Annotated in this window: 17 protein-coding genes and 2 pseudogenes; 6 read left to right on the top strand and 13 right to left on the bottom strand. The window is 67.8% G+C overall.

Translation table 11 applies throughout. From position 1 onward, the window contains the following. Position 1: 1 nt before the first annotated feature. The 4 genes from KKZ08_RS31590 to KKZ08_RS31575 all read right to left on the bottom strand — a co-directional run bounded on the left by KKZ08_RS31590 (position 2) and on the right by KKZ08_RS31575 (position 4,339). Positions 2–811, bottom strand: a complete 810-nt coding sequence (locus KKZ08_RS31590) for a class I SAM-dependent methyltransferase (protein ID WP_223777668.1) — start codon at positions 809–811, stop codon at positions 2–4. After that, positions 808–2,295 carry an AarF/UbiB family protein gene (locus KKZ08_RS31585; protein ID WP_223777667.1) on the bottom strand — a complete coding sequence of 496 codons (1,488 nt, stop codon included), beginning with the start codon at positions 2,293–2,295 and terminating at the stop codon, positions 808–810. The genes KKZ08_RS31590 and KKZ08_RS31585 overlap by 4 nt, the downstream gene beginning before the upstream one ends. 156 nt (positions 2,296–2,451) lie before the next feature. Then, positions 2,452–2,907 carry a hypothetical protein gene (locus tag KKZ08_RS31580; RefSeq protein WP_223777666.1) on the bottom strand — a complete coding sequence of 152 codons (456 nt, stop codon included), beginning with the start codon at positions 2,905–2,907 and terminating at the stop codon, positions 2,452–2,454. A gap of 37 nt (positions 2,908–2,944) precedes the next feature. Continuing rightward, positions 2,945–4,339 (bottom strand): wax ester/triacylglycerol synthase domain-containing protein, encoded by a 1,395-nt coding sequence (locus KKZ08_RS31575; RefSeq protein ID WP_223779268.1) that lies wholly within the window; start codon positions 4,337–4,339, stop codon positions 2,945–2,947. Positions 4,340–5,385: 1,046 nt separating this feature from the next. Here KKZ08_RS31575 and KKZ08_RS31570 point away from each other — a divergent pair. The 4 genes and pseudogenes from KKZ08_RS31570 to KKZ08_RS31555 all read left to right on the top strand — a co-directional run. Then, positions 5,386–6,303, top strand: a pseudogene (locus KKZ08_RS31570) (IS481 family transposase); the annotation flags it as partial. 1,709 nt (positions 6,304–8,012) lie between these two features. Continuing rightward, positions 8,013–9,386, top strand: a complete 1,374-nt coding sequence (locus KKZ08_RS31565; RefSeq protein ID WP_223777665.1) for a hypothetical protein — start codon at positions 8,013–8,015, stop codon at positions 9,384–9,386. 126 nt (positions 9,387–9,512) lie between these two features. After that, a pseudogene (locus KKZ08_RS31560) lies at positions 9,513–10,198 on the top strand (IS5 family transposase); the annotation flags it as partial. Between the two features lie 133 nt (positions 10,199–10,331). Then, a complete protein-coding gene (locus KKZ08_RS31555) occupies positions 10,332–11,219 on the top strand; it encodes an NAD(P)-binding domain-containing protein (protein WP_223777664.1) in 888 nt (295 codons plus the stop codon). On the opposite strand, the gene KKZ08_RS31550 is transcribed toward KKZ08_RS31555, so the two are convergent. The 9 genes from KKZ08_RS31550 to KKZ08_RS31510 form a co-directional block, all read right to left on the bottom strand. Beyond that, positions 11,203–12,612 (bottom strand): nucleobase:cation symporter-2 family protein, encoded by a 1,410-nt coding sequence (locus KKZ08_RS31550; RefSeq protein ID WP_223777663.1) that lies wholly within the window; start codon positions 12,610–12,612, stop codon positions 11,203–11,205. The two genes, KKZ08_RS31555 and KKZ08_RS31550, sit on opposite strands and share 17 nt — an antisense overlap. A gap of 135 nt (positions 12,613–12,747) precedes the next feature. After that, entirely contained in the window at positions 12,748–14,115 is a 1,368-nt protein-coding gene (locus KKZ08_RS31545) for a nucleobase:cation symporter-2 family protein (protein ID WP_223779267.1), read from the bottom strand. A gap of 362 nt (positions 14,116–14,477) precedes the next feature. Beyond that, a complete protein-coding gene (locus tag KKZ08_RS31540; protein WP_223777662.1) occupies positions 14,478–15,860 on the bottom strand; it encodes an 8-oxoguanine deaminase in 1,383 nt (460 codons plus the stop codon). A 76-nt stretch (positions 15,861–15,936) separates the two neighbouring features. After that, positions 15,937–17,355 (bottom strand): nucleobase:cation symporter-2 family protein, encoded by a 1,419-nt coding sequence (locus tag KKZ08_RS31535; protein WP_223777661.1) that lies wholly within the window; start codon positions 17,353–17,355, stop codon positions 15,937–15,939. Positions 17,356–17,419: 64 nt separating this feature from the next. Then, positions 17,420–18,352: a factor-independent urate hydroxylase gene (gene pucL, locus KKZ08_RS31530; protein WP_223777660.1), complete on the bottom strand. Its 933-nt coding sequence runs from the start codon at positions 18,350–18,352 to the stop codon at positions 17,420–17,422. Positions 18,353–18,357: 5 nt separating this feature from the next. Then, the gene (gene uraH / locus KKZ08_RS31525) at positions 18,358–18,774 is read right to left on the bottom strand and encodes a hydroxyisourate hydrolase (RefSeq protein ID WP_223777659.1); all 417 of its coding nucleotides are present in this window, start codon (positions 18,772–18,774) and stop codon (positions 18,358–18,360) included. After that, entirely contained in the window at positions 18,771–19,286 is a 516-nt protein-coding gene (uraD, locus tag KKZ08_RS31520; RefSeq protein ID WP_223777658.1) for a 2-oxo-4-hydroxy-4-carboxy-5-ureidoimidazoline decarboxylase, read from the bottom strand. Before uraD ends, uraH begins: the two co-directional genes overlap by 4 nt. 168 nt (positions 19,287–19,454) lie before the next feature. Further along, the gene (locus KKZ08_RS31515; protein ID WP_223777657.1) at positions 19,455–19,832 is read right to left on the bottom strand and encodes a helix-turn-helix domain-containing protein; all 378 of its coding nucleotides are present in this window, start codon (positions 19,830–19,832) and stop codon (positions 19,455–19,457) included. After that, entirely contained in the window at positions 19,829–20,116 is a 288-nt protein-coding gene (locus KKZ08_RS31510) for a thiamine-binding protein (RefSeq protein ID WP_223777656.1), read from the bottom strand. The genes KKZ08_RS31515 and KKZ08_RS31510 overlap by 4 nt, the downstream gene beginning before the upstream one ends. A gap of 125 nt (positions 20,117–20,241) precedes the next feature. Here KKZ08_RS31510 and KKZ08_RS31505 point away from each other — a divergent pair, with 125 nt between their 5' ends. Both KKZ08_RS31505 and KKZ08_RS31500 read left to right on the top strand, forming a co-directional pair. Then, the gene (locus tag KKZ08_RS31505; RefSeq protein WP_223777655.1) at positions 20,242–21,081 is read left to right on the top strand and encodes a TIM barrel protein; all 840 of its coding nucleotides are present in this window, start codon (positions 20,242–20,244) and stop codon (positions 21,079–21,081) included. Positions 21,082–21,133: 52 nt separating this feature from the next. Then, on the top strand, positions 21,134–22,024 hold the full coding sequence (locus tag KKZ08_RS31500) for a 2-hydroxy-3-oxopropionate reductase (protein WP_223777654.1): 891 nt from the start codon (positions 21,134–21,136) through the stop codon (positions 22,022–22,024). The last annotated feature ends 166 nt before the right edge of the window (positions 22,025–22,190 follow it).

Here is a 22,190-nt window from a genome sequence, read left to right as displayed (position 1 = left end):
ATCAGAGCGTTTCGACGTAGTCCGACCGTCGCGCTATGGCCAGCCCCTTCGCGTATGGCAGATCCACGGGCTGCATCCGGCTGTCACTCCGCATATGCAGCAACACGTTTCGGGCGATCTCCTGCCCCTTACCGACGTGGGGTGAATGCGTGAGACGTACGACAACAATGCCGCCGGACCGCATACGGGGCACGAGCAGATCCCAGTAGCTACGGTGATTGACCCGCTCGGCATCAATGACTGCCAGGTCCAACTGCTGTTCCACCTCGGCAGTGAGACCGCGCTCCGGAAGGGAGCTGCGCAATCCCCGGCAACCAGTGTTTGCAGGGCGTCCGTTACGGAAGTCGATGCGATCACTGATACCTGCCATTTCCGAGGCTTCTCTGGCAATGAGCACCCACTCGTCGTTGGGAGCTTCTTCCCAACTGACCAGTCGGCCGCCAGGGCAAGCCCCCATGGCAAGCGCGAGGGTCGTATAACCGGTGAACCTTCCCACTTCCACGATGCGACAGGCACGACATGAGGCTGCGAGTAGCGTCAGCAGTGTCGCCTCCGCATGCGGTATCAGTGCGGTACTCGGCGCGGGCAATTGTCGCGTGCGGGCGATGAGCCAGCGCTGTGCGGGGGTACGAGGGGTGGAGTCGAGTATCAAGGACCGGTAAGCCGGCGGCACCAGGCCGAGCATCCTGACCCCTTCGCGTTGAGACTGGTACCGCTGATGCCGCTGACCTGCGGTCTCGTCGGCGAGCTCCTGAACGTGAATTCCGCTGTGCGGCATCAATGCCTGCACGACGTCATCGTGGCCGGTCACCTCGTCCTCCGTGTGCGCCACAACAGGTAGATGATGGCCAATGGCGTCAACTGCCTCGTTCGACGGCCGCTTACCCCTGCTTCGCCGTAATGTGTAAAGGTTCGGTACGTCACATCGCGGTTGGCGAGATCGCGGACGATGTCCTGTAGCTGGCCGGGCGCAGCACTGGCGGCGCTAAGGCCCTCAAGGAGGGTACGCGTGAGCTGTACCTCCGAGACGGACTCCTTGACCAGGGAGTGCACGATGCGGTCGAGGACTTCGATGAACACGTCGATCACGGATATTTCCGGCGTAAAGTAACGCACCGCGCCGTCAATATTGGCGAAGGATTTCCCGAGCACCGATACAAGCGGACTGGTCGCGATCCCCCGCTTCGTACTGTGCTGCAGCACAGTGGCAAACAACGTGCCGAAGTTCAGTTCCTCCATGGTCGCCGTGAACACATGTGGCGTCAGCAGACTGATATCGGAGTGGAAACCAGGAAGGTCGGCCCATGGAGTGGCCTTTCCCATGGCTGCCCACGCGCGAGCGGCACTCTGTCCGTCGTTCTGCGAAACACCCAGCAGGACCAGCATCAAATGCATACTCGTCCGGCGGTCGATCTTGCCGACTGAGCCCCAGTCAATGACCGCCGCACCATATTCTGGGTCAACGAGGATGTTGCCAGGGTGGGGGTCCGCGTGGAAAAAGCGATTCTCGAAATATCCCCGCAGCATGAACCCTAGGAGGTCCCGCCCGATCGCCTCACGGTCACCGTCCTTGAAGTCCGCGCGATCAGCGTCGCGGATGTTCACCCCAGGTGCGAGGCTCTGGACCATGACCCGCTCGGTGGCATGCAGCACCTCGGGGACGGTGAGACTCTCGAACTCATGCACGTGCCGCCGAGCTGTATCCATGTTCCGGGCTTCCGAGCGGAAATCGAGTTCCGGACGAATGGCATCGAATACCACGGCTAGCATGGCAGGGAGATCCACCGTCGCGTTGAAGCGGGGTGTGCAGCGCGCGACGTGCCTGCTCGCCCGGCGCAGCAGTCGCATGTCGGCGTTCATCACTGACTGGATCCCGGGACGCTGCACTTTGACGACCACGTTCTCCCCGTTGTGCAGCCGCCCCCCATACACCTGGGCCAGGGAGGCCGCTCCCAAGGGACTGGCCACATTCAGGTAGGCGAAGTGACTGCGCCACGCCGGACCCAGGTCTGCCGCCAGAACGGGTTCCATGACCGAGAACGGCAGGACGTCCGCCCGGTCGTGCAGCTTCTCCAGCTCTTTGGCAATCGCCGGGGGGACGATGTCCGGCCGCGTCGACAGGATCTGGCCGACCTTCATGTAAAGGGGGCCCAGTCGCTCGAACGCCTCCCTCACCGCGACTGCACGTCGCTGGACGACCTCCTGTCCGTCGGCCGAGGCCCTTCGTTCGCTGACCTCACGCTTCAACAGATCGCCGACGACCCGGGTGAGCAGCCGCAGTCGTCCACTGCTCATGACATCCGGCCGCACGCTTGCCCAGCAACACACCACTCGACTTTCGCGACCCTACTTGTCACAGCGTTACTCCTTCTCGGTGCGCGCTCCCGGACGGATGTTCCCCACCACCCGGGAGCGCTCTCGTCGCCTAGGAGCGGCGGCGCTCATGAGAGGTCACTTGCCGGACTTGCCGCCTGCCGCACCGGTGGACCTGCCGCCGGAACCACTGCCGGTCGTGCTCAAGCCGCGGTCTTCGTCGGACGCGACGACTTGCCGGTCGTCACGCTCCTCGTATCGACCACTCCGGTCTCCGCTGCCCCTGTCGTACCGCAGATCGCGCTCGGAGCGCCCCTGCCGGTCATCGTCGAACTCGATGATGATCCGGCCACCGCCCTTCTCGTAGTCCCCTTCGCGTTCGAAGCGCGCCGGACGATCGGCGTCCCGTCCACGGTCCGACCTACGGCGCCGCCGGCCGTCCACCCTCACCAGTCGGACGATGCCGCGCCTCAGATCCCGTTCTGCGTCGCCTGCCCGGTCGAGGGCGTCGTCCGTCAAGTCCCGTGCGCTGTCCAGTACTTCGTTGAGGAAGCGGGTGACCGGTGTACGCCGGCCTCGTCGTCGAGTGCTCATGTCCAGCCTTTCTTCGAGTGAGCGGGATCGCGGAATGTCAGTCAGTGTTTGGATGCTCATCCGTCTGTCCGTGGCCATCCGTTCCGGCCTCTGCGGGTTGAACCTGGCACCGGAGGGGTGAAGGAGCTTGGGTGCTCTTGCCGGCCTCAGCGGTAGTGGCTTCGACTGCGTCCAGGACACTTTTCCGGATGCACCGCGCCATCTGATCCGGATCTCGAATGACCGAGGGATCGATGGTCAGTGTGAGATGGCAGCGCCCGGCGTGGGTAACCATTGCCACGGTGACTCCGCATCCCATCGTGGGAGCGACGCCGTATACCTTCGAGACGGCCACCCCTGCGAGCACTGCTGTGCGCTTTGGGCCGGGAATGCTTGTGGTGAGAAAGTCGAACGTGGCGCAGAACCTGTGGAACACCACGGGGAACCAGCTCCCTGGGATGGGGCGGATCGCCTGTGCGCCAGCGCCGAACCAGTCCCAGGAGTTGGGATTGTAGGCCCGGATCGCTCCATTGCGGGCCGCACGCACGCGGTCGGTCCAGGAGCCTGCGGCGGGCAGCCCCATCCGGATGACGAACCAGTGATTGCCCACAGGGTCGGGGTTCTGCCGGGTCAACGGCGCCCGGGCGTAGGGGGCGAGAGTGTAGAGCCTGGGCCGGTCCACGCCGATGTGCTGGTGGTAGCGGTGACAGCCGTCGGCTATGGCCGCGACGAGTGCATCCTGTTCGTTGCCTCCCCCTGCGCCGGCGGCGGCGCGCAGTGCTGTGACCGACACTTCCATACCCCAGTACCGGCGGCCGACCCCGTCTCCGTGGCCACGGGGCAGCCGGGGTGAGTCCGCCACCTGCCGGATGATCTCCGCCGCCAAGAGGCAGCGGGTGCCCCAGCGCCCCAGCCTGGAGGAACGACGCGTCCGCCGTACCTGGGCCAGCCCGGTTACCGGAGTGGTCGCGGCTGCGGACGCCGTCGTCCTGGAGGTCATGTCGCTGAGGGGGTGGCGCAGGAACATGTCCCGTAGTCGCATGCCGTCGACGATGGTGTGAGAGATCTTGAGGAGGTAGGCAGTGCGCCCGCCCTGAAGCCCGTCGATGAGGTAGGCGTCCCACGGAGGCCGGTGAGGAACAAACGGCAAAGGCGCCACAGACTCGATGAGTTGGAAGAGATCGTCTTCAGTGCCTTTGCCGTCAAGGGTGTGCTGTCGGATGTGCCGTTCGGGAGCCGAGAGTTCGTCCGGGACCCAGTAGGGGGCGGCGAACGGGTTACGTGGGGTGATCACCTTGGCTGCCATCCGGGGCACGAGACGCGCAGCCTGTCGGTGCCACGCGTACAGAGCGGGAAGATCCACGGGGCCGTCGAGCAACACGAGTAGCACGATGACCGGATACACCCGAGGGTCCTTCTCCAGGCGCCACATGAGTTGATCCTTTGGACTCATACGGTCCTTCGCCGCACGGCTTTGATGACCGGACGCGATCCGAGTGGGCATGCGAGTCCCCTTACCGGTTCGACACAGGGCATGGGCATCGGTGTGCTGAAGTGAAGAGTGCACGGGACTTGGGCCTGCCACGCTGTAAAACCATGCCCACCCTGTTGCACGTGTTGAGAGGAATCCGCAGGAACCTCGCAAGGTGGTGGCCAGCGCCGCAGAGAGTGTGCGGTTCGCCGAATCGCAGAGTCGGTCTGGGATGTCATGGTCAGTTGGGCGCCCGAGGGATCTGCTCACCTGCGGGAGGGTGACCTGCATCGGCCCTCACTCGGCTGTGGTGGGTCGTCATTCGATCACCGGCGCATGGGGAGGGTGCCGGTTGGCTGGATGCTGTGTGTCTTTACGGAGCCGGTTGAGCGCGAGAGGGCGCCAGGGCTCGCACCAGCGGGGCGAACCCCTTTCGCCGGGTGTATACCAACAGACGCCCGCTCCGCTCATGGCTGATCACGTGGACAGCTCTGCACGGTCTGAGATCCCCGTTTGTGTGGGTAGGAGTTCAGGCACTGCTGTTACGCGTGGTCGCAGCGAGGCGAGCGGTACTTGCCCTCATCCCTTCGAGTGGTGTGTGTCGTAGGAATATTCATTCCGGACACGAACCGCCATCATGAAGGCATGGACGATCCATTGTTGACGGCTGAGGTGTTTCGTCTTGCGACGCGGCCGACGATCACGTTGTCCGGGCAGCCGGTCAACACGGCGGAAATGAACGGGTATTCGCGCCGAGTGCAGTGTGCGGGCCCAGAGTCGGAGGCTCAGGGGCGCCATCGCGAGCGTCCGGGCCCCGGGGCCTCAGCGCAAGGACAAGAAGACAACGGCCAGCGCGGGTGCAGGCCGTCGTGCAGCTTCTGGGCAGTGCTCAACAGCCATTAGCTCCCGAGGCACGTAGGTGTGTTGTCCCGGGACGTTGGTGACACGCGGGGCGGGTGCTTGAACTGGGTGAGGGCCTGCTGGCTCGATGTGGATTGCGATATCCGCACCGAGACCAGAAGGCCCTCGTGCCCCACCGTGACGCCCCGTTGACCGAGACCGGACGTCTTTGTCCTGCCCGCTGTGCCGTGGACGACGGCTGGCCGCTTCGCCGGGCTGCCGAGCGATTCCAGGTCAGCCACACCACCGCGGCCCGCTGGGCCACCCGGCGCCGGCAGCTTGGCATCGCCGGGATGAGTGACCGCTCCGGCCGACCAGCCCCGGAAGACCCCGGCCGCAGTCGAAGAACACGTCCCGCGCACCGCATCGGACCCCTGCGACTCGTTGTCCGATGCGGCATCGCAGCCTCCATCGCCACGGCCTGCCACTCCTGGCAGCCCTGGTCCGGTCCACGGGTGAACCCGTGCGACGCTACGAAAGCTCCCGGCCCGGCGAACTGCTCCACATCGACGCCGCCAAGAAGCTCGGACGCATCCCGGACGGCGGCGGCGCCAGAAGGTCCTCGGCCGGGCGGCCGACAGCCCGAACAAGGACCGCCGCAACGGCGTGGGATACGCCTATCTGCATACCGCCCTGGACGACCACAGCCGCCTGGCCTACACCGAAGACCTTCCCGACGAAACCGCCGCTACCTGCACGGGCTTCCTCACCCGAGCCGTGGCCTGGTTCGCCGGCCGCGCCGTCACGTCGAGCGGATTCTGACCGACAACGCCTGCAACGCCTGGACTTACACCAAGAACACCTGGCGCCAGACCTGTCATGAGCTGGGCATCAGCCCTCACTGGACCCTGCCCTGGCGGCCGCAGACCAACGGCAAGACCCACCCCTTCCACCGCGCCCTGATCGAGGAATGGGCCTACCGACGGCCCTACACCTCAGACGCCGAACGACAGACCGCTCTCACCGAGTGGATCGACTGGTACAACTACCACCGACCGCACCCAGGCATCGCAGGCCACACACCCGCCAGCCGCGTCACCAACCTGCCCGAAAGCACACCTAGACGTACTGACCAGAGCAGCGACGGCTCCCGCAGTCCTCTGATCGCTATCGCGGCGGGCGGTCCCGGCTCCCGTTCCAAGGTGCTCAACCCGGCCGAGATGAAGCGTACTTCAGGATGCGTGGCAGGGAGGTGTACCGCCAAGCCGTGCGACGTATGCACGAGTCGTCCCTGGCGGTGAATCTCACCGGGTCGTTGACGCAGGCGAGGGCAAGGCCGGAGTGAGGGCAGGCCGCAAGCAACACGGTCGTCTCCCGTTCGTCGGCTCCCCGGAGAAGCCTTGCGCCTGGGTTCTTGCCATGTACCGGGCGAGCCGACAGGAAATCCGGGCACGAGCGGCCACGTCCAGAGATCCGGCTGCCACCAGCGCCAGATTCTCGCCGAAACTGACGGCTTCCAGACGGCCCGGTGGCGGCCTGCGTGGCCCTTCACCGGGCTCTGTGCGCGGCACACACGTTCTCCCTCACTGCCCGCAGCAGAGTTCTGACTGAAAAGTCTCCTTGGCCGGGAACCGCTTGCACCACTTCTGGACGGCGTTCCTTTCTCACCGCAGTGGCCCATCATGTCGAGGGCAAGAGCGTTGACATTTCTATCTTCCAACCGCTCGCAACTTCGTGCGTCGCAGACCTGTATGAATCGGCGGGGCCTTCGCGGGAAGACCGAACAGTCGGCCGCCTGGTCATTTCCGCTATTGCAGCAATGTTTCCTGCCGTAAACGAAAAGTCAACATGCTTTTCCGCCCAATCGGACCTCCGTGCAATCGTGACCGACCACATGGGAGCAGATCTCGCCAAATCGGGTGCCCTCTTGCCCGATGCCCGGAGGCCTGGAATTCAACAGCCTCAACAGGTGTACGGGCTTCTGCAGAACAGCATGGGAACGGGATGTGAGACGGTCTCCATCAGATTTGCTCCTCGCGAGGGCATTTCGCCGAACCGACCGACAGGAGTGATCTGATGAGCTCTTCACTTCCCTACCGTCTGGATGGATCTCGTGCCTTGGTGACCGGCGCGTCGCACGGCGTCGGTGCGGTCATCGGCCGAAGCGTTCACCGCGGCCGACGCGAAGGTAGTGCTCGCGGCGCGGATTCGGGAAGCCACTCAGCGCACGGCTGATCGGATCCAGGAGATCGCACCGGCCGGCTCCGAGGCCCATCAAGTCGCAGAGGACCTCGCCGGTTCTGCTGTGGCGCCACGGCAGAACCGGCGAGGCAGCCGATAGTCTCCGGCCCGGCGACGGTCGAGGATTGGGGGCCCGTGCTCGTGGTGAGCCTCTCGACCACGGTCGCCCTGTGCCAAGCGGCCCACCCTCGCCTGCTGGCGACTCATCCGATTGTTCCGTGACCTCAGCCCCGCAGACCACTCCAGCAATGGTGTGGAACTCGGCGATATCGTCAACAACCCCCGGGGTCGGCCTGGCCCTCAAGCGGCCCCCCTCACACCCAAGGCTGACGGGACATGAAAGGCTCGCCCGCAACGGTTACTCCGTGTTGGCCGAGGCCGCATCAGGTACCTCACTTGTACCGCTCTGGCCCGATCGCATGCTTGGCCGGAGTATTCGCCCCTGCGAGCCTCGGAACCACTAAATGAGGGGCAGTACGCCTCGCACACCTCATCGCCCGAGCTCAGATCAGTAATCCGCTATCGCGCCGTAAAGGACTGAAACTCGCCCTACACGTGTTGTCGTGGAGGACCCGTGACCGTGAAGAAGCCTGCCAACCAGTACCTGCGTGCCCTGCTCGCTGAAGCCGCCTGGACAGGCCAACAGTTTGCCCGCGCGGTCAATTCGGTGGCTGCGGAGAACGGCGTTCAGGCGCGGTACGACCGAACCTCCGTGGCCCACTGGCTTCGAGGGGTGGTCCCGCGCCCGCGGGTCCGCGTCCTGGCCGCCGAGGCATTGGGCCGCCGATTGGGCAGACTCGTAACCCCCGTCGACCTGGGCTGGGCGGCCGAGTCGCCGGACGTGTCATCGGCCGAGCAGCAAGACTGGCCTCCTGACGCCGTCACCCGTCTTACGCATTTATGCAGGGCGGATACCGATCCTCTTCAAGGCCCACGCCTGCACTGGTCGGTCTACCAGGCGATCGCTGCCGCCCCGCAACGTCATGTCCCGGTGCCCTACACGTACGAACGCGACGTCCCGTCGACTCAGTACCCAGTCGATACAGGGGCCTTGGTCCTGGGCACGGCGATCCCGTTCTTCTCCATGGCACTGGAGATCGGCGGCACACACGCCAGAATGGCCCTCGCTGCCTATCTGGGCAGTGATGTTCCCACCGGACTGCGCAAGGCCATACCACGACCCCAATCGCGTTCACTCGTCACTGATGCGGCACGCCTGCTCTACCTACTGGCCCGGATGCACAGTGACGACGCCCACGACGGTCTTGCGCAACGGTACTTTCGTGTGGCCTTCGAGCTGGCTGGCACAGTCAACGATTCGACGACGCAGGCCACCGTATTACGGGCCATGAGCAACCAGGCCGGTGCGCTGCGCCACATCGGGGCGTCTCTAGCTCTCGCCGAACACGCCTGTGAGTTGCTCCCGTCCAGTGCCCCTCCAGGGGTGCATGCCTTCGTCACATCGCAACAAGCAGTGGCTTTGGCCTTGGCCGGACAGAAGCCCGCCGCACGCACCGCTCTGCATCGAGCCGAAGCGTGGCAGCAGCAGCGGGAGTCGGCCACGCCCACCTCCCCCTGTGGATCTACGCCGGCCGACTTCTCCACCTACACGCCGGCGGCATGGTGCTTCCAGCGGGGTAGAACCCTCGTCGCTCTCGGCGAACGCACCGCCGCCGCCGCCGCATTCCGCACATCACTCGCCCACAGATCGCCACACGCCCACCGGGCGCGTGCTCTCACCCAGGCGGCACTCACCCGCCTCCTCCTGCAAACGGGCCACGTGGACGAGGCATGTGCCAGCTACCACGAACTGCTGGACATCGCCCCGTACCCACAGTCGGCGCGTGTCCGCCAAGCCCTGCTCGATTTGAAACGCATGCTGCGCCCCTTCGGTAAAAGCCCCGCTGTCCGACGGCTCTTGGAACACGCGGAACACGTGAGCAGGTAGCGAACCGGCGACTCGATGCGTGGCACGGTGCCGTGCGCCGATGCCCACCGCCAGGGTGGGGGGCCTCCTCCGCCAAGCGCTGCAGCGGAGCAATCAGGTCCTGAATGTGGGCCAGCGCCGACTGGCATGGCTCCTCCTGATTACCTGGAGCAAGAACCGCACCTGTCCGATGCCGAGTGGGAGTTCGTCCGGCCCTTGCTGCCCAAGTCGTTGCGCGGGCGGAAGCGGCTGGACGACCGGAGGGTCCTGAACGGGATCGTGCGGAAGTTCCGGACCGGGACGGCCTGGCGGGATGTGCCCGAGCGTTACGGTCCGTGGGCCACGCCGCATACGCGTTTTCGCAGGTGGGCGGCGGACGGGACGTTCGAGAGGATGCTGCGGGCCGCGCAGGCGACGGCGGACGCGGCGGGCGGCATCGAGTGGCTGGTGTCCGTCGACTCCACGGTCGTCCGGGCCCACCAGCACGCGGCCGGAGCTCGAAAAGGGGGCTCCGCGACCCGGCCCTCGGCCGTTCCCGAGGCGGGCTGACCAGCAAGATTCACCTGGCCTGTGACGGCAGGGGCCGTCCGCTCGCCTTCGTCGTGACGGGCGGCAACATCAACGACCGCACCCGGTTCACCGCCGTGATGGAAGCGGTCCGGGTGCCCCGGATCGGACCGGGGCGACCCCGCACCCGACCCGATCACGTCCTGGGCGACAAGGGCTCCAGCTCGAAGGCGATCCGCGCCTGGCTCCGCCGCCGCGGCATCCCGCACACGATTCCCGAGCGGGCCGACCAGGTCAGCAACCGGGCCCGGCGAGGCAGATGTGGGCGTGACATTTGACGACAGAACCTAGCGCACTTACCTCCGGGTGAGCACGCACTATTTAGTGCGTACTTGTGGGGCGTGACGGGTTGTTCAAGGGTGAAGGGGTTCCCCTTCACCCACCCGTACAGGAGCACCCATGAGCAGCAAGCCGGCCGTCAGCGTCATCGGGCTCGGCGAGATGGGGCAGGCGCTGGCCGGGGCCCTGCTCGCCGCCGGGCATCCCACCACCGTCTGGAACCGCAGCGCGGAGAAGGGCGACGCGCTCGTGGCGCGCGGGGCGGTGCGGGCCGGGTCGGTCCAGGAGGCCGTCCTCGCCGCGCCGTTGGTCATCGCCTGCCTGCTGGACCACGACACCACGTACACCGTCCTGGAGCCCGCCGCCGGAGCCCTGCGCGGGCGGACGCTGGTCAACCTCGCCAACGGCACGCCGGACCAGGCCCGCCGCGCCGAGTCCTGGGCCGAGGGGCTCGGCGCGGAGTATCTGGACGGCGGGATCATGGCCATCCCCTCGACCGTCGCCACCCCGCAGGCGTTCGTCCTCTACAGCGGCCGGGAGCGGCACTTCACGGCGTACCGGGAGACGTTGGAGGCGCTGGGCGGGGCCGTGTACCTGGGCACCGACGCGGGGATCGCCCCGCTGTACGACCTGGCGCTGCTGAGCGCGATGGACATGATGTTCCACGGCTTCTTCCACGCGGTCGCGCTGGCCACCTCGCACAAGGAGGGCAGCGCGGGCGGGGTCACCGAGCTGCTCGTGCCGTGGCTGAGCAGCATGCTCCAGATGCTGCCGTCGCTCGCGGCCGACGTGGACGCCGACCGGGAGTCGGGCGCCGCTCCCGGCTTCGCGCAGGGCCTCGACGTCGTGCTCGCCGGTGCCCGCAACCTGGCGCAGGCGGCGCGGGACGCGGGGGTGCGGGCCGACTACTTCGAGCGGTCGGGGGCCGACCTGGAGGAGCAGATCGCGCAGGGGCTCACGCTCTTCACGGCGCCCGAGGCGGTGCGGCGGCTCAGGGTGAACGGGTGACGGCCGTGGGGGCCGGGTCCGCGGAGGCCGTCACGGGGGCCGGATCCGGCTTCGTACCCAGGTGGTTGAAGACCAGGTTCAGCGCCACGGCCAGCAGGCAGCCCGTGGAGATGCCGGAGCCGAGGACGATCTGGGCCCAGGCGGGGAACGCGTCGTAGAAGCCGTCCGAGAGGGCGGGGGCCAGGCCCGCGCCGAGGGTGACGACGACGATCAGGGCGTTGTCGCCACGGTGCAGGTCCGCCTGGAGCAGCGTCTGGATGCCGCTGACCGCGATGGAGCCGAAGAGGAAGAGGCTGACGGCGGCCAGGACCGGCATCGGGACGACGGAGATGAGCGCCGCCGCGGCCGGGCTGAGGCCGATCAGGACGAGGATGGCGCCGCTGAGCGCGACGACGAAGCGGCTGCGCACCTTGGAGATCACGACCAGGCCGATGTTCTGCGCGAACGCGCTGGCGTGGAAGGCGTTGAAGAGGGGGCTGAGCGCCGAGCCGAGTGCGTCGGCGCGCAGGCCGCGGGCGATGGTCTTCTCGTCGACGTCCCGTTCGACGATCCTGCCGAGGGCGATCATGTCGGCGGTGGACTCGGTGAGGATCACCAGCATGACGACGCACATCGAGATGATCGCCGGGAGGCTGAACTCCGGGGCGCCGAAGTGCAGCGGGGACGGGATGCCGACGGCGTCCGCGCCGTCGAGCTTCGAGAAGTCGGCGAGGCCCATCGGAATCGCGAGCAGCGTGCCGAAGACCATCGCGAAGAGCATGCTGATCTGCTTGAGGAAGCCGCGCGTGAAGCGCTGGAGGAGGAGCATGACGAGGACCGTGGCGCCCGCGAGGCCGATGCTCTTCGGCTCCGGGGTGCCGGTCGCCGAGTCGTCCACGATCCAGTCGTACGCGACGGGGATGAGGGAGACGCCGATGAGCGTGATGACCGAGCCCGTCACCACCGGCGGGAAGAAGCGCACGAGCCGTGAGAAGTACGAACTGACCAGGAATCCGAAGACACTTGAGACGATGATCGCCCCGAAGACGACCGGCATGCCCGCCTCGACGCCGCCCTGCGTGGCGATGACCGTCAGCATCACGCCGACGCCCGCGAACGAGACGCCGTTGACGAAGGGCAGCTTCGAGCCGATGAAGGTGCCGATGCCGAGCGTCTGAAGGAGGGTCGCGATGCCCGCCATCAGCAGGCTGCCGCCCATGAGTACGGCCGTGTCCGTCGGCGACATCTTCGCCGCGACGGCCACCACGAGCGGGACGGAGACCGCGCCGGCGTACATGGAGGCGACGTGCTGGAGGCTCGCGACGAGCATGCGGCCCGGCGGCAGGATCTCGTCGACGGGGTGGACCTCGGGGCCGGCCGCCCGCGCGTCGGGGACCTTCGCTTCAGAACTCATGGGTGGCGCTTCTTCCGTTGCGTGACGCCGGAAGTCGGCCCCGTGCCGTGGGAGTTCATGAGACACGGGCGGGGCCGACCGGATCCGACTGGAAAGTAACTTCCGCCATACGGGTGGCGGCGCCACGACGGTACGTCAGTGCACCCCGGCCGCGGAAGACCCCGTCGCCGAGGAGTGCGTACGCTGCTGCGCGATCTCCCCGCCCGGCTCCATCGGCGCCGTCACCTCGTCGTCGTCGCGGCCCTTGCCGATGTGGTTGAAGACGAGGTTCAGGAGTACGGCGGCCACACAGCCCGTCGAGATGCCCGAGTCCAGGATGATCTTCGCGGTCTCCGGGAACGCGTGGTAGAACTCCGGCGCCGCGATCGGGATCAGGCCGACGGCCAGCGAGACGGCCACGATCAGGACGTTGTTGTCCTTCTCCAGGTTCGCCTTGACCAGCGTCTGGATGCCGCTCGCCGCGACCGAGCCGAAGAGGACGACGCCCGCGCCGCCGAGCACCGGGCGCGGCACGACCGCGATCAGCGAGGCCGCCATCGGGCACAGGCCCATCAGGACGAGGAAGCCGCCGCCCGCCGCGACCACGTACCGGCTGCGGATCTTCGTCATCGCGACCAGGCCGATGTTCTGCGCGAAGGCGCTGCACATGAAGCCGTTGAAGAGCGGGCTGACAGCCGAGCCGAGGCAGTCGGCGCGCAGGCCCGCCGCGATGGTCTTCTCGTCCGCCGGACGGTCCACGATCTCGCCGAGGGCGAGCATGTCGGCCGTCGACTCCGTCATCGAGACGACCATGACGACGCAGAGCGAGACGATCGCCGCGGCCGCGAACTGCGGGGCGCCGAAGTGGAAGGGCGTCGGGAAGCCGACGATGTCCGCCTCGCCGACCGGGCTGAAGTCCGTGACGCCGAACGGGATCGCGACGAGCGTGCCGACGACCAGGCCGAGCAGGACCGCGATCTGCTTGACGAAGCCGGTGGTGAAGCGGCGCAGCAGCAGCACGATGACGAGCGTGATGCCCGCGAGGGCGAGGTTCTTGGTCGAGCCGTAGTCGTCGGCGCCCGGCACCGGTCCCTGCGCCCAGCCGAAGGCGACCGGCATCAGCGAGATGCCGATGAGGGTGATGACCGTCCCCGTGACCACGGGCGGGAAGAACCGCACCATCTTGGAGAAGAACGGCGCCGCGATGAAGCCGAGCACACCGGCGACGATCACCGCGCCGAAGATGATGGGGAGCGCGTCGTCCTTGTCCTTGGTGGAGTCGACGACGGCGAGCATGGGCGCGACGCCGGCGAAGGTGACGCCGTTGACGAAGGGGAGGCGGGCGCCGATCTTCCAGATGCCGAGGGTCTGGAGGAAGGTCGCGAGCCCCGCGGTGAACAGACACGCGCCGGTCAGGAAGGTGAGTTCCTTCGCGGAGAGGCCGACGGCGGCGCCGACGATGAGCGGCGGAGCGACGACGCCCGCGTACATGGCGGCCACGTGCTGAAGACCGGTCGTCGCCATCTTCAGGGGCGGGAGCTTCTCGTCGACCGGATGCACGGCCGGGGGTATGGCGGCTTCGCCGTCGCCCTCGGACGCCTCTGGGGTGGTGCCTTGCTTGGTGAACCTGGGCTGAGTGGCCACGGTGGCTCCTCCGGTTGTTTTCCAGCCCCGGCTGGGCGCCGGCACTTTTCGCTTCTGGGAGGTGGGGGGTGGTGCGTGGTGCAAGGACTTGCTCGGTATTCGGTTGTGGTGGTGCGCCCAGGTAGTACTGACCGCCCCGGGAACGTGAAGCTTTGGGCCACGTTCCGGGGCGGCACTTGAGCAGCCCGCTCGGCTGCTCAAGTCCGGTCGAGGGCCGTCCCCCCCGACCGGAGTTCTTGGGTTCAGCTCTCGGCGGCGATCCGCGCGAGACGCTGCGCCTGCTCCCGCGTGGAGCGGGCGATGGCGTCCTCGTCCGCGTGCAGCAGACGGCCGTTCTCGACGACCGGCCTGCCGTTGACGAGGGAGAGGGTGACCGGGGCCGCCGCGCCGAAGACGATGGCGGTCACCGGGTCGGCGATCGAGGCGTGCCCGATGCCGTCGGTCTTCCACAGGACGAGGTCGGCGAGCTTGCCGGCCTCCAGGGAGCCGATCTGCGTGGCCCGGCCGAGGACCTGGGCTCCGCCGTACGTGCCGAGCCGCAGCGCCTGGCGGGCGTTGAGCGCGGCTTCCTTGTGGGCGCCGAGGCGGTTGATCAGCAGGGCGTTGCGCAGTTCGGTGTGGAGTTCGCCGGACTCGTTGGAGGCGGTGCCGTCGACGCCGAGGCCGACGGGGACGCCCGCCTTCAGCATGTCGGGGACGCGGGCGATGCCGGCCGCGAGGCGCGCGTTGGAGGAGGGGCAGTGCGCGACGCCCGTACCGGTACGGGCGAACGCGGCGATGTCGGAGTCGTTCATGTGGACGCAGTGCGCCATCCACACGTCCTCACCGAGCCAGCCCGTCGACTCGAAGTAGTCGGTGGGGCCCATGCCGAACAGCTCGTGGCAGAACTTCTCCTCCTCGACCGTCTCGCTGCCGTGCGTGTGCAGCCGCACCCCGAGGCGGCGGGCCAACTCGGCGCCCTGCTTCATGAGTTCGGTCGACACCGAGAACGGTGAGCAGGGGGCCACCGCCACCTGCGTCATCGCGTCGAAGGAGGCGTCGTGGTGCTTCTTGACGGTCTCCTCGGTCGCGGCGAGCGCGCCCTCCAGGGTCTCCACGGCGAAGTCCGGCGGCAGACCGCCGTCCTTCTCGCTGCGGTCCATGGAGCCGCGGGCCAGGGTGAAGCGCACGCCCATCTCGGAGGCGGCGCGGATGATCGACCCGGAGAGGTCGCCGGAGCCCCGCGGGAAGACGTAGTGGTGGTCCATGGCGGTGGTGACGCCGCCGCGGGCCATCATGCCGAGGGAGCCCTGGGCGGCCGCGTACGTCATCTGCTCGTCGATGCGCGCCCACGTCGGGTACAGCGCGGTGAGCCAGTTGAAGAGGTTGTGGTCGGTGGCCAGGCCCCGGGTGATCCACTGGTAGAAGTGGTGGTGGGTGTTGACCAGGCCGGGCGTGACGAGGTGGCCGGTGCCGTCGACGCGGCGTACGACGTTCTCCAGGCCCTCCGGGGCCTTGCCCGCGCCGATGGACTCGATCCTGTTCCCCGCGACGACGACGTACCCCGAGGCGTACTCGGTGTCCTGGGCGTCCACGGTTGCGATCGCGGCGTTCTCGATGACGATGCGGTCTGCCGAAGGTGCCATGGTGCTTCCTTCATGAGTGAGTGGCATGGGGGTCCCCCCTGCTCTTCAAGAGCTCGGGGGAGGGCACGGCAGGACCCTAGGGAGATTTGAGTGCCGCGGCGGTGCTCTGCGCGCTGCCACGGGTGCCGAGATGGTGGAAGAACAGGTTGAGCGTGACCGCGACGAGCGCGCCGGCGCTGATGCCGGAGCCGAGGACGGTCTGTGCCCACGCGGGGAACTGGGCGTAGAAGGTGGGCGCGGCGAGCGGGATGATGCCCGCCCCGAGCGACACCGCCACCAGGATGATGTTGGAGCTGTCGTCCAGGCCCGCCTCGGAGAGCGTACGGATGCCGCTGACCGCGATGGAGCCGAAGAGCACGATGCCCGCGCCGCCGAGGACCGGCATGGGGACGACGTTGACGACCGCGCCGAGGACCGGGAAGGCGCCGAGGACGATGAGCGTGGCGCCCGCGACGGCGACGACGTAGCGGCTGCGGACCCGGGTGAGCGAGACGACGCCGACGTTCTGCGCGAAGGCGGAGGTCGGGAAGCCGCCGAAGACGGGGCCGACGAGCGTGGCGATGCCGTCGGTGCGCAGGCCCCGGGTGATGGTCTTCCCGTCGGTCTTGCGCTCGCAGATCTCGCCGAGGGCGAGCATGCCGGCCGCCGACTCGGTCATCAGGACCAGCATGACGATGCAGAGCGAGAGGATCGCGGCGGGCTGGAAGACCGGGGCGCCGGCGGCGAACGGCGTGGGCAGCGCGGCCAGCGGCGCCGACTGCACGGAGGTGAAGTCCGCCATGCCGAACGGGATCGCGGCCAGCGTGCCGATGAACATGCCTGCCAGCAGGGCGACTTGCCTCAAGAAGCCGCGCCCGAAGCGCTGGAACATCAGGATGACGACGAGCGTGAAGGCGGCGAGCGCGAGGTACTTCATGTCGCCGAACGTCGGGTCGGTGTCGTCGCCCCCTTGCGCCCACTTGACGGGCACGGGCATCAGCGTGACGCCGATGAGGGTGATGACGACGCCGGTGACCAGCGGCGGGAAGAAGCGCAGCAGCTTGCCGAAGAAGGGGCCGACGGCGAGGCAGAAGACGCCCGCGACCATCACCGCGCCGTAGATCGCGGGGAGTTGGTCGCCCTTGGCGTTGGTCTCGGCGATGGCGAGGATCGGTGCGATACCGGCCGAGGAGGCGGCGTTCACGAACGGCAGGCGGTTGCCGACGAATCCCTTGACGCCGAGGGTCTGCAGGATGGTGGCGAGACCGGCGATCAGCAGACCGGCGGCGATCAGCCGGGTCTGGGCCACCGTGTCCAGGCCGCAGGCCTGGCCGATGATGAGCGGAGGGGTGACCACACCCGCGTACATGGCGGCGATGTGCTGGAGTGCGGCGGGGACGAGCCGCGAGGGGTGGAGCTTCTCATCCACCGGGTGACAGTCGGGAGTTGACTCCCCGTCACCTACGGGTGGGGTGGAACACGGGCCTTCTGCCGGCCCCTTTGCAGGCTGTGCCATTGCTGTTCCCTCCGGTGTGGCGCGCCCCCGCCCACTGCGGTGGGGCGGGGGCGCGCGTCCCGCGTCAGAGGTTGGTCATGTCGACCGGGATCTTCGGCTCGACGCCGTCCCGCAGGATGGTGGCCTCGATGAGGCCGTAGGGACGGTCGGCGGCGTAGTAGACGGCTCCGTCCTTCGCCTCGTTGTCGAGGCCGAAGGGCGAGAGGTCCTGACGGAAGTGGTGCTTGTTGGGCGCGGAGAAGCGGATCTCGTCGATCTCGCTGCGGTTGTTGATGACCCGCGAACCCATCTGGTACAGCGTCTGCTGGAGGGAGAGCGAGTAGGTCTCCACGAAGGCGTGCAGGATGTGCTTCTTGGCCTGCTCGTACGACCGCTCCCAGCTCGGCATGCGCTGCTCGTCGCTGGTCCAGTTGTGCCGCCACCAGGTGGACAGGGAGGTGGCGAGGATACGGTCGTAATCCTCCTGGAGCGTCGTGTACTTGTCCTTGATGTAGCCCCAGAACTCGGAGTTCGTGGAGTTCATCACGGTCAGGTCCTTCAGCCCCGAAAGAACCTCGAACTGCTCGCCGTCATAGGTGATCTGGGCGAGCCGTGTCTCCTGCCCCTTGCGGACGAAGGAGTGCTTGACCTCGTCGGCGCCGATGAACTTGGCGTTGCTGTCGGAGCCGCCGATGCGCTCCCAGGAGTACTCCTCAATGCGGATCCGCGCGCGGTGGATCGAGGGCTGGCTGTCGACGAAGTGCCGGGCGAGGTGGATGCCGTACTGCTCGGCGGACTCGATGCCGTACTCCTTGGCGAACGCGAAGCAGGTGTTCTTCGTCGTGTCCGTCGGCAGGCAGTTGGCGTTCGAGCCGTTGTAGTGGACGTCGTCCAGGTCGCCGGAGAGGGCGACGGAGACGTTCAGGTCCTTGATGTGATGGGTGTCGCCGTCCCGCGTGATCTTTACGACCCGGTTCTCAGCCTTGCCGTACTGGTTCTGTCCCAGAATGGTGGGCATGTCTGCTAGCTCCCTCGGTAAACGGAGTAGCCGAACGGGTTGAGCAGCAGCGGTACGTGGTAGTGCTCGCCCGGCGTGACGGCGAACGTGATCGCCACCTCCGGGAAGAACGCTCCGTTCGTACCGCTGTCCCGATTCGCGGGGGCGTCCTGCTGCGCCTCGGCTTGCTGGTTCTTCGTGTTCTGCTTGGCCAGGAAGTACGCCTCGGTCTCGAAGTCGAGGCGTACGTGGGTGGTGCCCTCCGGCAGCGCCGGCAGGTCCTTGCAGCGCCCGTCCGCGTCGGTCGCGCTGCCGCCGAGCGCCTGCCACTGCTCCTGGGAGCCGCTGCGGGCCGACAGTGAGATGGCGACGCCCTCGGCGGGGCGGCCGACGCTGGTGTCCAGGATGTGCGTGGACACCGACGCGGTCGATTCCGTGCTCATGCGGTGACTTCTTCTTCCAGGAGGCGGGTCAGGCGGATGCGGTTGATCTTGCCCAGCTCGGCGCGGACGATCTCCCGCTCCTGTTCGGGCGAGTTGCCGATCCGTTCCTTGACCGCGTCCCGCATCTGCTCACCGGTGCGGCCGGTGGCGCAGATCAAGAAGACGTGGCCGAACTTCTCCTGGTAGGCCAGGTTCAGTTCGAGCATCTCGGCCTTGAGCTCCTCGGAGGCGCCGGCCATGCCCCGCTGTTCGCGGGAGGAGGTCGGGTCCCCGGGCTTCGGGCGGCCGATCGGCGGGTGCCCCGCCATCGCCTCGGCCAGGTCGTCCGCGGTCAGCTCGGCCATGGCGGCGTCGCTCGCGGCGAAGAGGTCCTCGGCGGTGGCGTAGGGGCGCCGGGAGAGAAGCCTGCTCCCCCAGGCCGAAGAGGCACAGGCCTCGTGGAGCGCGGCGGTGGCCGCCGACTCCTCCAAGGCGTTGAACCGGGCGATGCCCGGTGTCGTACTCGAAGTCACGGGAAGCCTCCGTGGCCTTGTGCTGGACGGGCTGCGGAACAGCTAAGACCTTCAACAACGCAGCGTCAACACTTTGTTGAAATAACTTGAACAAAGAAGCCGCCACCCGACGACACGGGTGACGGCTCGACCGCACTGAGTGACAGAAGGGTCCGGGGCGGGGCGCCCTTAGTCACCCTTCGCGGCATTCTCCCTGTTCAGGTAGTTGTAAACGGTGAAGCGGGAGACGCCGAGGGCGCCCGCCACCGTCTCGACGCCGTGCCGCACGGCGAAGGCGCCGCGCGCCTCCAGTATCCGCACGACCTCCTGCTTCGCCTTGCGGTCGAGCTCCGAGAGCGGCCGCCCCCGCTTGCGCTCCAGGGCGAGCAGGATGTGGTCCAGCGAGTCGGCGAGCTGCGGCAGCCGCACCGCCACCACGTCCTCGCCCTCCCAGGCCAGGACCACGTCATCGGTCCCCGCCTGGTCCGGCGGGATCATCTCGCCGCCCATGGCGTCCACCAGCGGCTTGACCGCGGTGACGAAGGGGTCGTCCCCGAAGCTGGTCACTTATCCGCCTCCCCCGGCAGGTCGCGGCCTCCCGGCCGGTCCGGCTCCCCGATCACGTTGACCTGGAGCGAGACCCGGGTGGCACCCGCTCCCAGGGACTGGCGCAGCATCGCGTCGACGGCGGTCAGGACCGCGTCGACGTCGCCCTCGGCGGTGTTGCCGAACGGGCCGACGTCCACCGCGTCCAGCGGGGCCCCCTGGATGACGTCGCGGGCCACCAGCGCGTGCGCCGGGGCCTCGTCGAGGTCGAAGGGCTCGGTCGTGAACTCCACTCTCAATCGCACGCGGCCAACCTACTGCCGCGTCGGGATTTTTCGGCAGCCCCCTCTTGACAGCTTCCGCGGATCGGAGGCAGTCTTCCATCAAGCAGAAATGAACTTCCGCAATACGGAAGGAGCGCGGAAGCCCCATGGGATACTCCGACCAGCGCTTCAATGTGAACCTGTCGATCCTCTTCACCGAGCTCCCGCTCCTGGAGCGCCCCGCGGCCGCCGCGAAGGCCGGCTTCGGCGCGGTCGAGCTGTGGTGGCCCTGGGTCGACGCCCCCACCCCCGAGCAGTCCGAGCTCGACGCCCTGAAGAAGGCGATCGAGGACGCGGGCGTGCGGCTGGTGGGCCTGAACTTCTACGCCGGTCAGCTGCCGGGCCCCGACCGCGGCGCCCTGTCGGTCCCCGGCGAGGAGAGCGAGAAGTTCCGCGCCAACCTCGCGGTGGCCGCGGACTTCGCCGAGTCGCTCGGCTGCACGGCGCTCAACGCGCTGTACGGCAACCGCGTCGAGGGCGTGGATCCGGCCGTCCAGGACGAACTCGCCCTGGAGAACCTGGTGCTCGCGGCCCGCGAGGCCGACCGCGTCGGCGCGATCCTGCTGATCGAGGCGCTGAACGCCCCCGAGTCGCCGAAGTGCCCCATCGTGAGCGCGCCCAAGGCGATCGAGATCGTCGACAAGGTGAACGCCGCGAGCGGCCTCGGCAACGCCAAGTTCCTCATGGACCTGTACCACCTGTCCATGAACGGCGAGGACCTGCCCTCGGTCATCGAGCGGTACGCCGCGAAGACCGGGCACGTGCAGATCGCGGACAATCCCGGCCGCGGCGCCCCCGGCACGGGTTCGCTGCCGCTGGAGGCGCTGCTCGACCAGCTGCGGGACGCCGGCTACAAGGGCTGGGTCGGCCTGGAGTACAAGGCGGGCGACCGCCCCAGCGAGGAGTCCTTCGGCTGGCTGCCCGCCGAGGCCCGCGCCGCGCGCTGAGCGCCAACTCATAGCCGTACGAAAGCTTTAGAGCAGTCAGAGAGGCACCCTCATGAGCACCCTTCCCAAGGTCGCGTGGATCGGACTCGGCATCATGGGCTCCCCCATGTCCGAGAACCTGATCAAGGCGGGTTACTCCGTCACCGGCTACACCCTTGAGCAGGACAAGCTGGACCGGCTCTCGGCCGCCGGCGGCACCGCCGCGAAGTCCATCGCGGAGGCCGTGAAGGACGCCGACGTGATCGTCACGATGGTGCCCGCGTCGCCGCAGGTCGAGGCCATCGCGTACGGCCCCGACGGCATCCTGGAGAACGCGAGGTCCGGCGCGCTGATCGTCGACATGTCGTCGATCACCCCGCAGACCTCCGTGGACCTGGCGAAGGCCGCCGAGGAGAAGGGCCTGCGCGTCCTGGACGCCCCGGTCTCCGGTGGCGAGGCGGGCGCCATCGAGGCCGTCCTGTCCATCATGGTCGGCGGTGAGCAGGCCGACTTCGACGAGGCCAAGCCGCTGCTCGAGGCCCTCGGCAAGACCATCGTGCTGTGCGGTCCGCACGGCTCCGGTCAGACCGTGAAGGCCGCCAACCAGCTGATCGTCGCCGTCAACATCCAGGCGTGCGCCGAGGCCGTGGTCTTCCTGGAGAAGTCCGGCGTGGACCTGAACGCCGCCCTCGACGTCCTCAACGGCGGTCTGGCCGGCTCGACCGTGCTGACCCGCAAGAAGGACAACTTCCTGAACCGGGACTTCAAGCCCGGCTTCCGGATCGACCTGCACCACAAGGACATGGGCATCGTCACCGACGCCGCCCGCAACGTCGGCGCCGCCCTGCCCGTCGGCGCGGTCGTCGCCCAGCTGGTCGCCTCCCTGCGCGCGCAGGGCGACGGCGGCCTCGACCACTCCGCCCTGCTGCGCTCCGTCGAGCGCCTGTCGGGCTCCGAGCTCTAGCCACCGGGGCTCCCCAAGACTTCCGGGCCGTGGCGGCGCTGACACCTGTCCTGTCGCGCCCAGGCGCCGCCGCGGCCCGGAACCAGCACGGCACCTCCGGCCCACCGGCCCACCCAGAAACTTCAACAAACTGTTGACGTAGCTGCTCAGGGGTCCTTACGCTCCC

The sequence above is a fragment of the Streptomyces sp. 135 genome, from assembly GCF_020026305.1.
Taxonomy (GTDB): Bacteria; Actinomycetota; Actinomycetes; order Streptomycetales; family Streptomycetaceae; genus Streptomyces.
This window is presented reverse-complemented; position numbering and strand designations above follow the sequence as displayed.

Excerpts from the sequence above, each read along its gene's own strand:
- uraH (WP_223777659.1), bottom strand. The coding sequence starts at position 18,774 with ATGAGCACGGAATCGACCGCGTCGGTGTCCACGCACATCCTGGACACC.
- KKZ08_RS31575 (WP_223779268.1), bottom strand. The coding sequence starts at position 4,339 with ATGAGTCCAAAGGATCAACTCATGTGGCGCCTGGAGAAGGACCCTCGG.
- KKZ08_RS31540 (WP_223777662.1), bottom strand. The coding sequence starts at position 15,860 with ATGGCACCTTCGGCAGACCGCATCGTCATCGAGAACGCCGCGATCGCA.
- KKZ08_RS31500 (WP_223777654.1), top strand. The coding sequence starts at position 21,134 with ATGAGCACCCTTCCCAAGGTCGCGTGGATCGGACTCGGCATCATGGGC.
- KKZ08_RS31545 (WP_223779267.1), bottom strand. The coding sequence starts at position 14,115 with ATGGCGACGACCGGTCTTCAGCACGTGGCCGCCATGTACGCGGGCGTC.
- KKZ08_RS31580 (WP_223777666.1), bottom strand. The coding sequence starts at position 2,907 with ATGAGCACTCGACGACGAGGCCGGCGTACACCGGTCACCCGCTTCCTC.
- KKZ08_RS31585 (WP_223777667.1), bottom strand. The coding sequence starts at position 2,295 with ATGAGCAGTGGACGACTGCGGCTGCTCACCCGGGTCGTCGGCGATCTG.
- KKZ08_RS31555 (WP_223777664.1), top strand. The coding sequence starts at position 10,332 with ATGAGCAGCAAGCCGGCCGTCAGCGTCATCGGGCTCGGCGAGATGGGG.
- pucL (WP_223777660.1), bottom strand. The coding sequence starts at position 18,352 with ATGCCCACCATTCTGGGACAGAACCAGTACGGCAAGGCTGAGAACCGG.
- KKZ08_RS31505 (WP_223777655.1), top strand. The coding sequence starts at position 20,242 with ATGGGATACTCCGACCAGCGCTTCAATGTGAACCTGTCGATCCTCTTC.
- KKZ08_RS31550 (WP_223777663.1), bottom strand. The coding sequence starts at position 12,612 with ATGAGTTCTGAAGCGAAGGTCCCCGACGCGCGGGCGGCCGGCCCCGAG.
- KKZ08_RS31535 (WP_223777661.1), bottom strand. The coding sequence starts at position 17,355 with ATGGCACAGCCTGCAAAGGGGCCGGCAGAAGGCCCGTGTTCCACCCCA.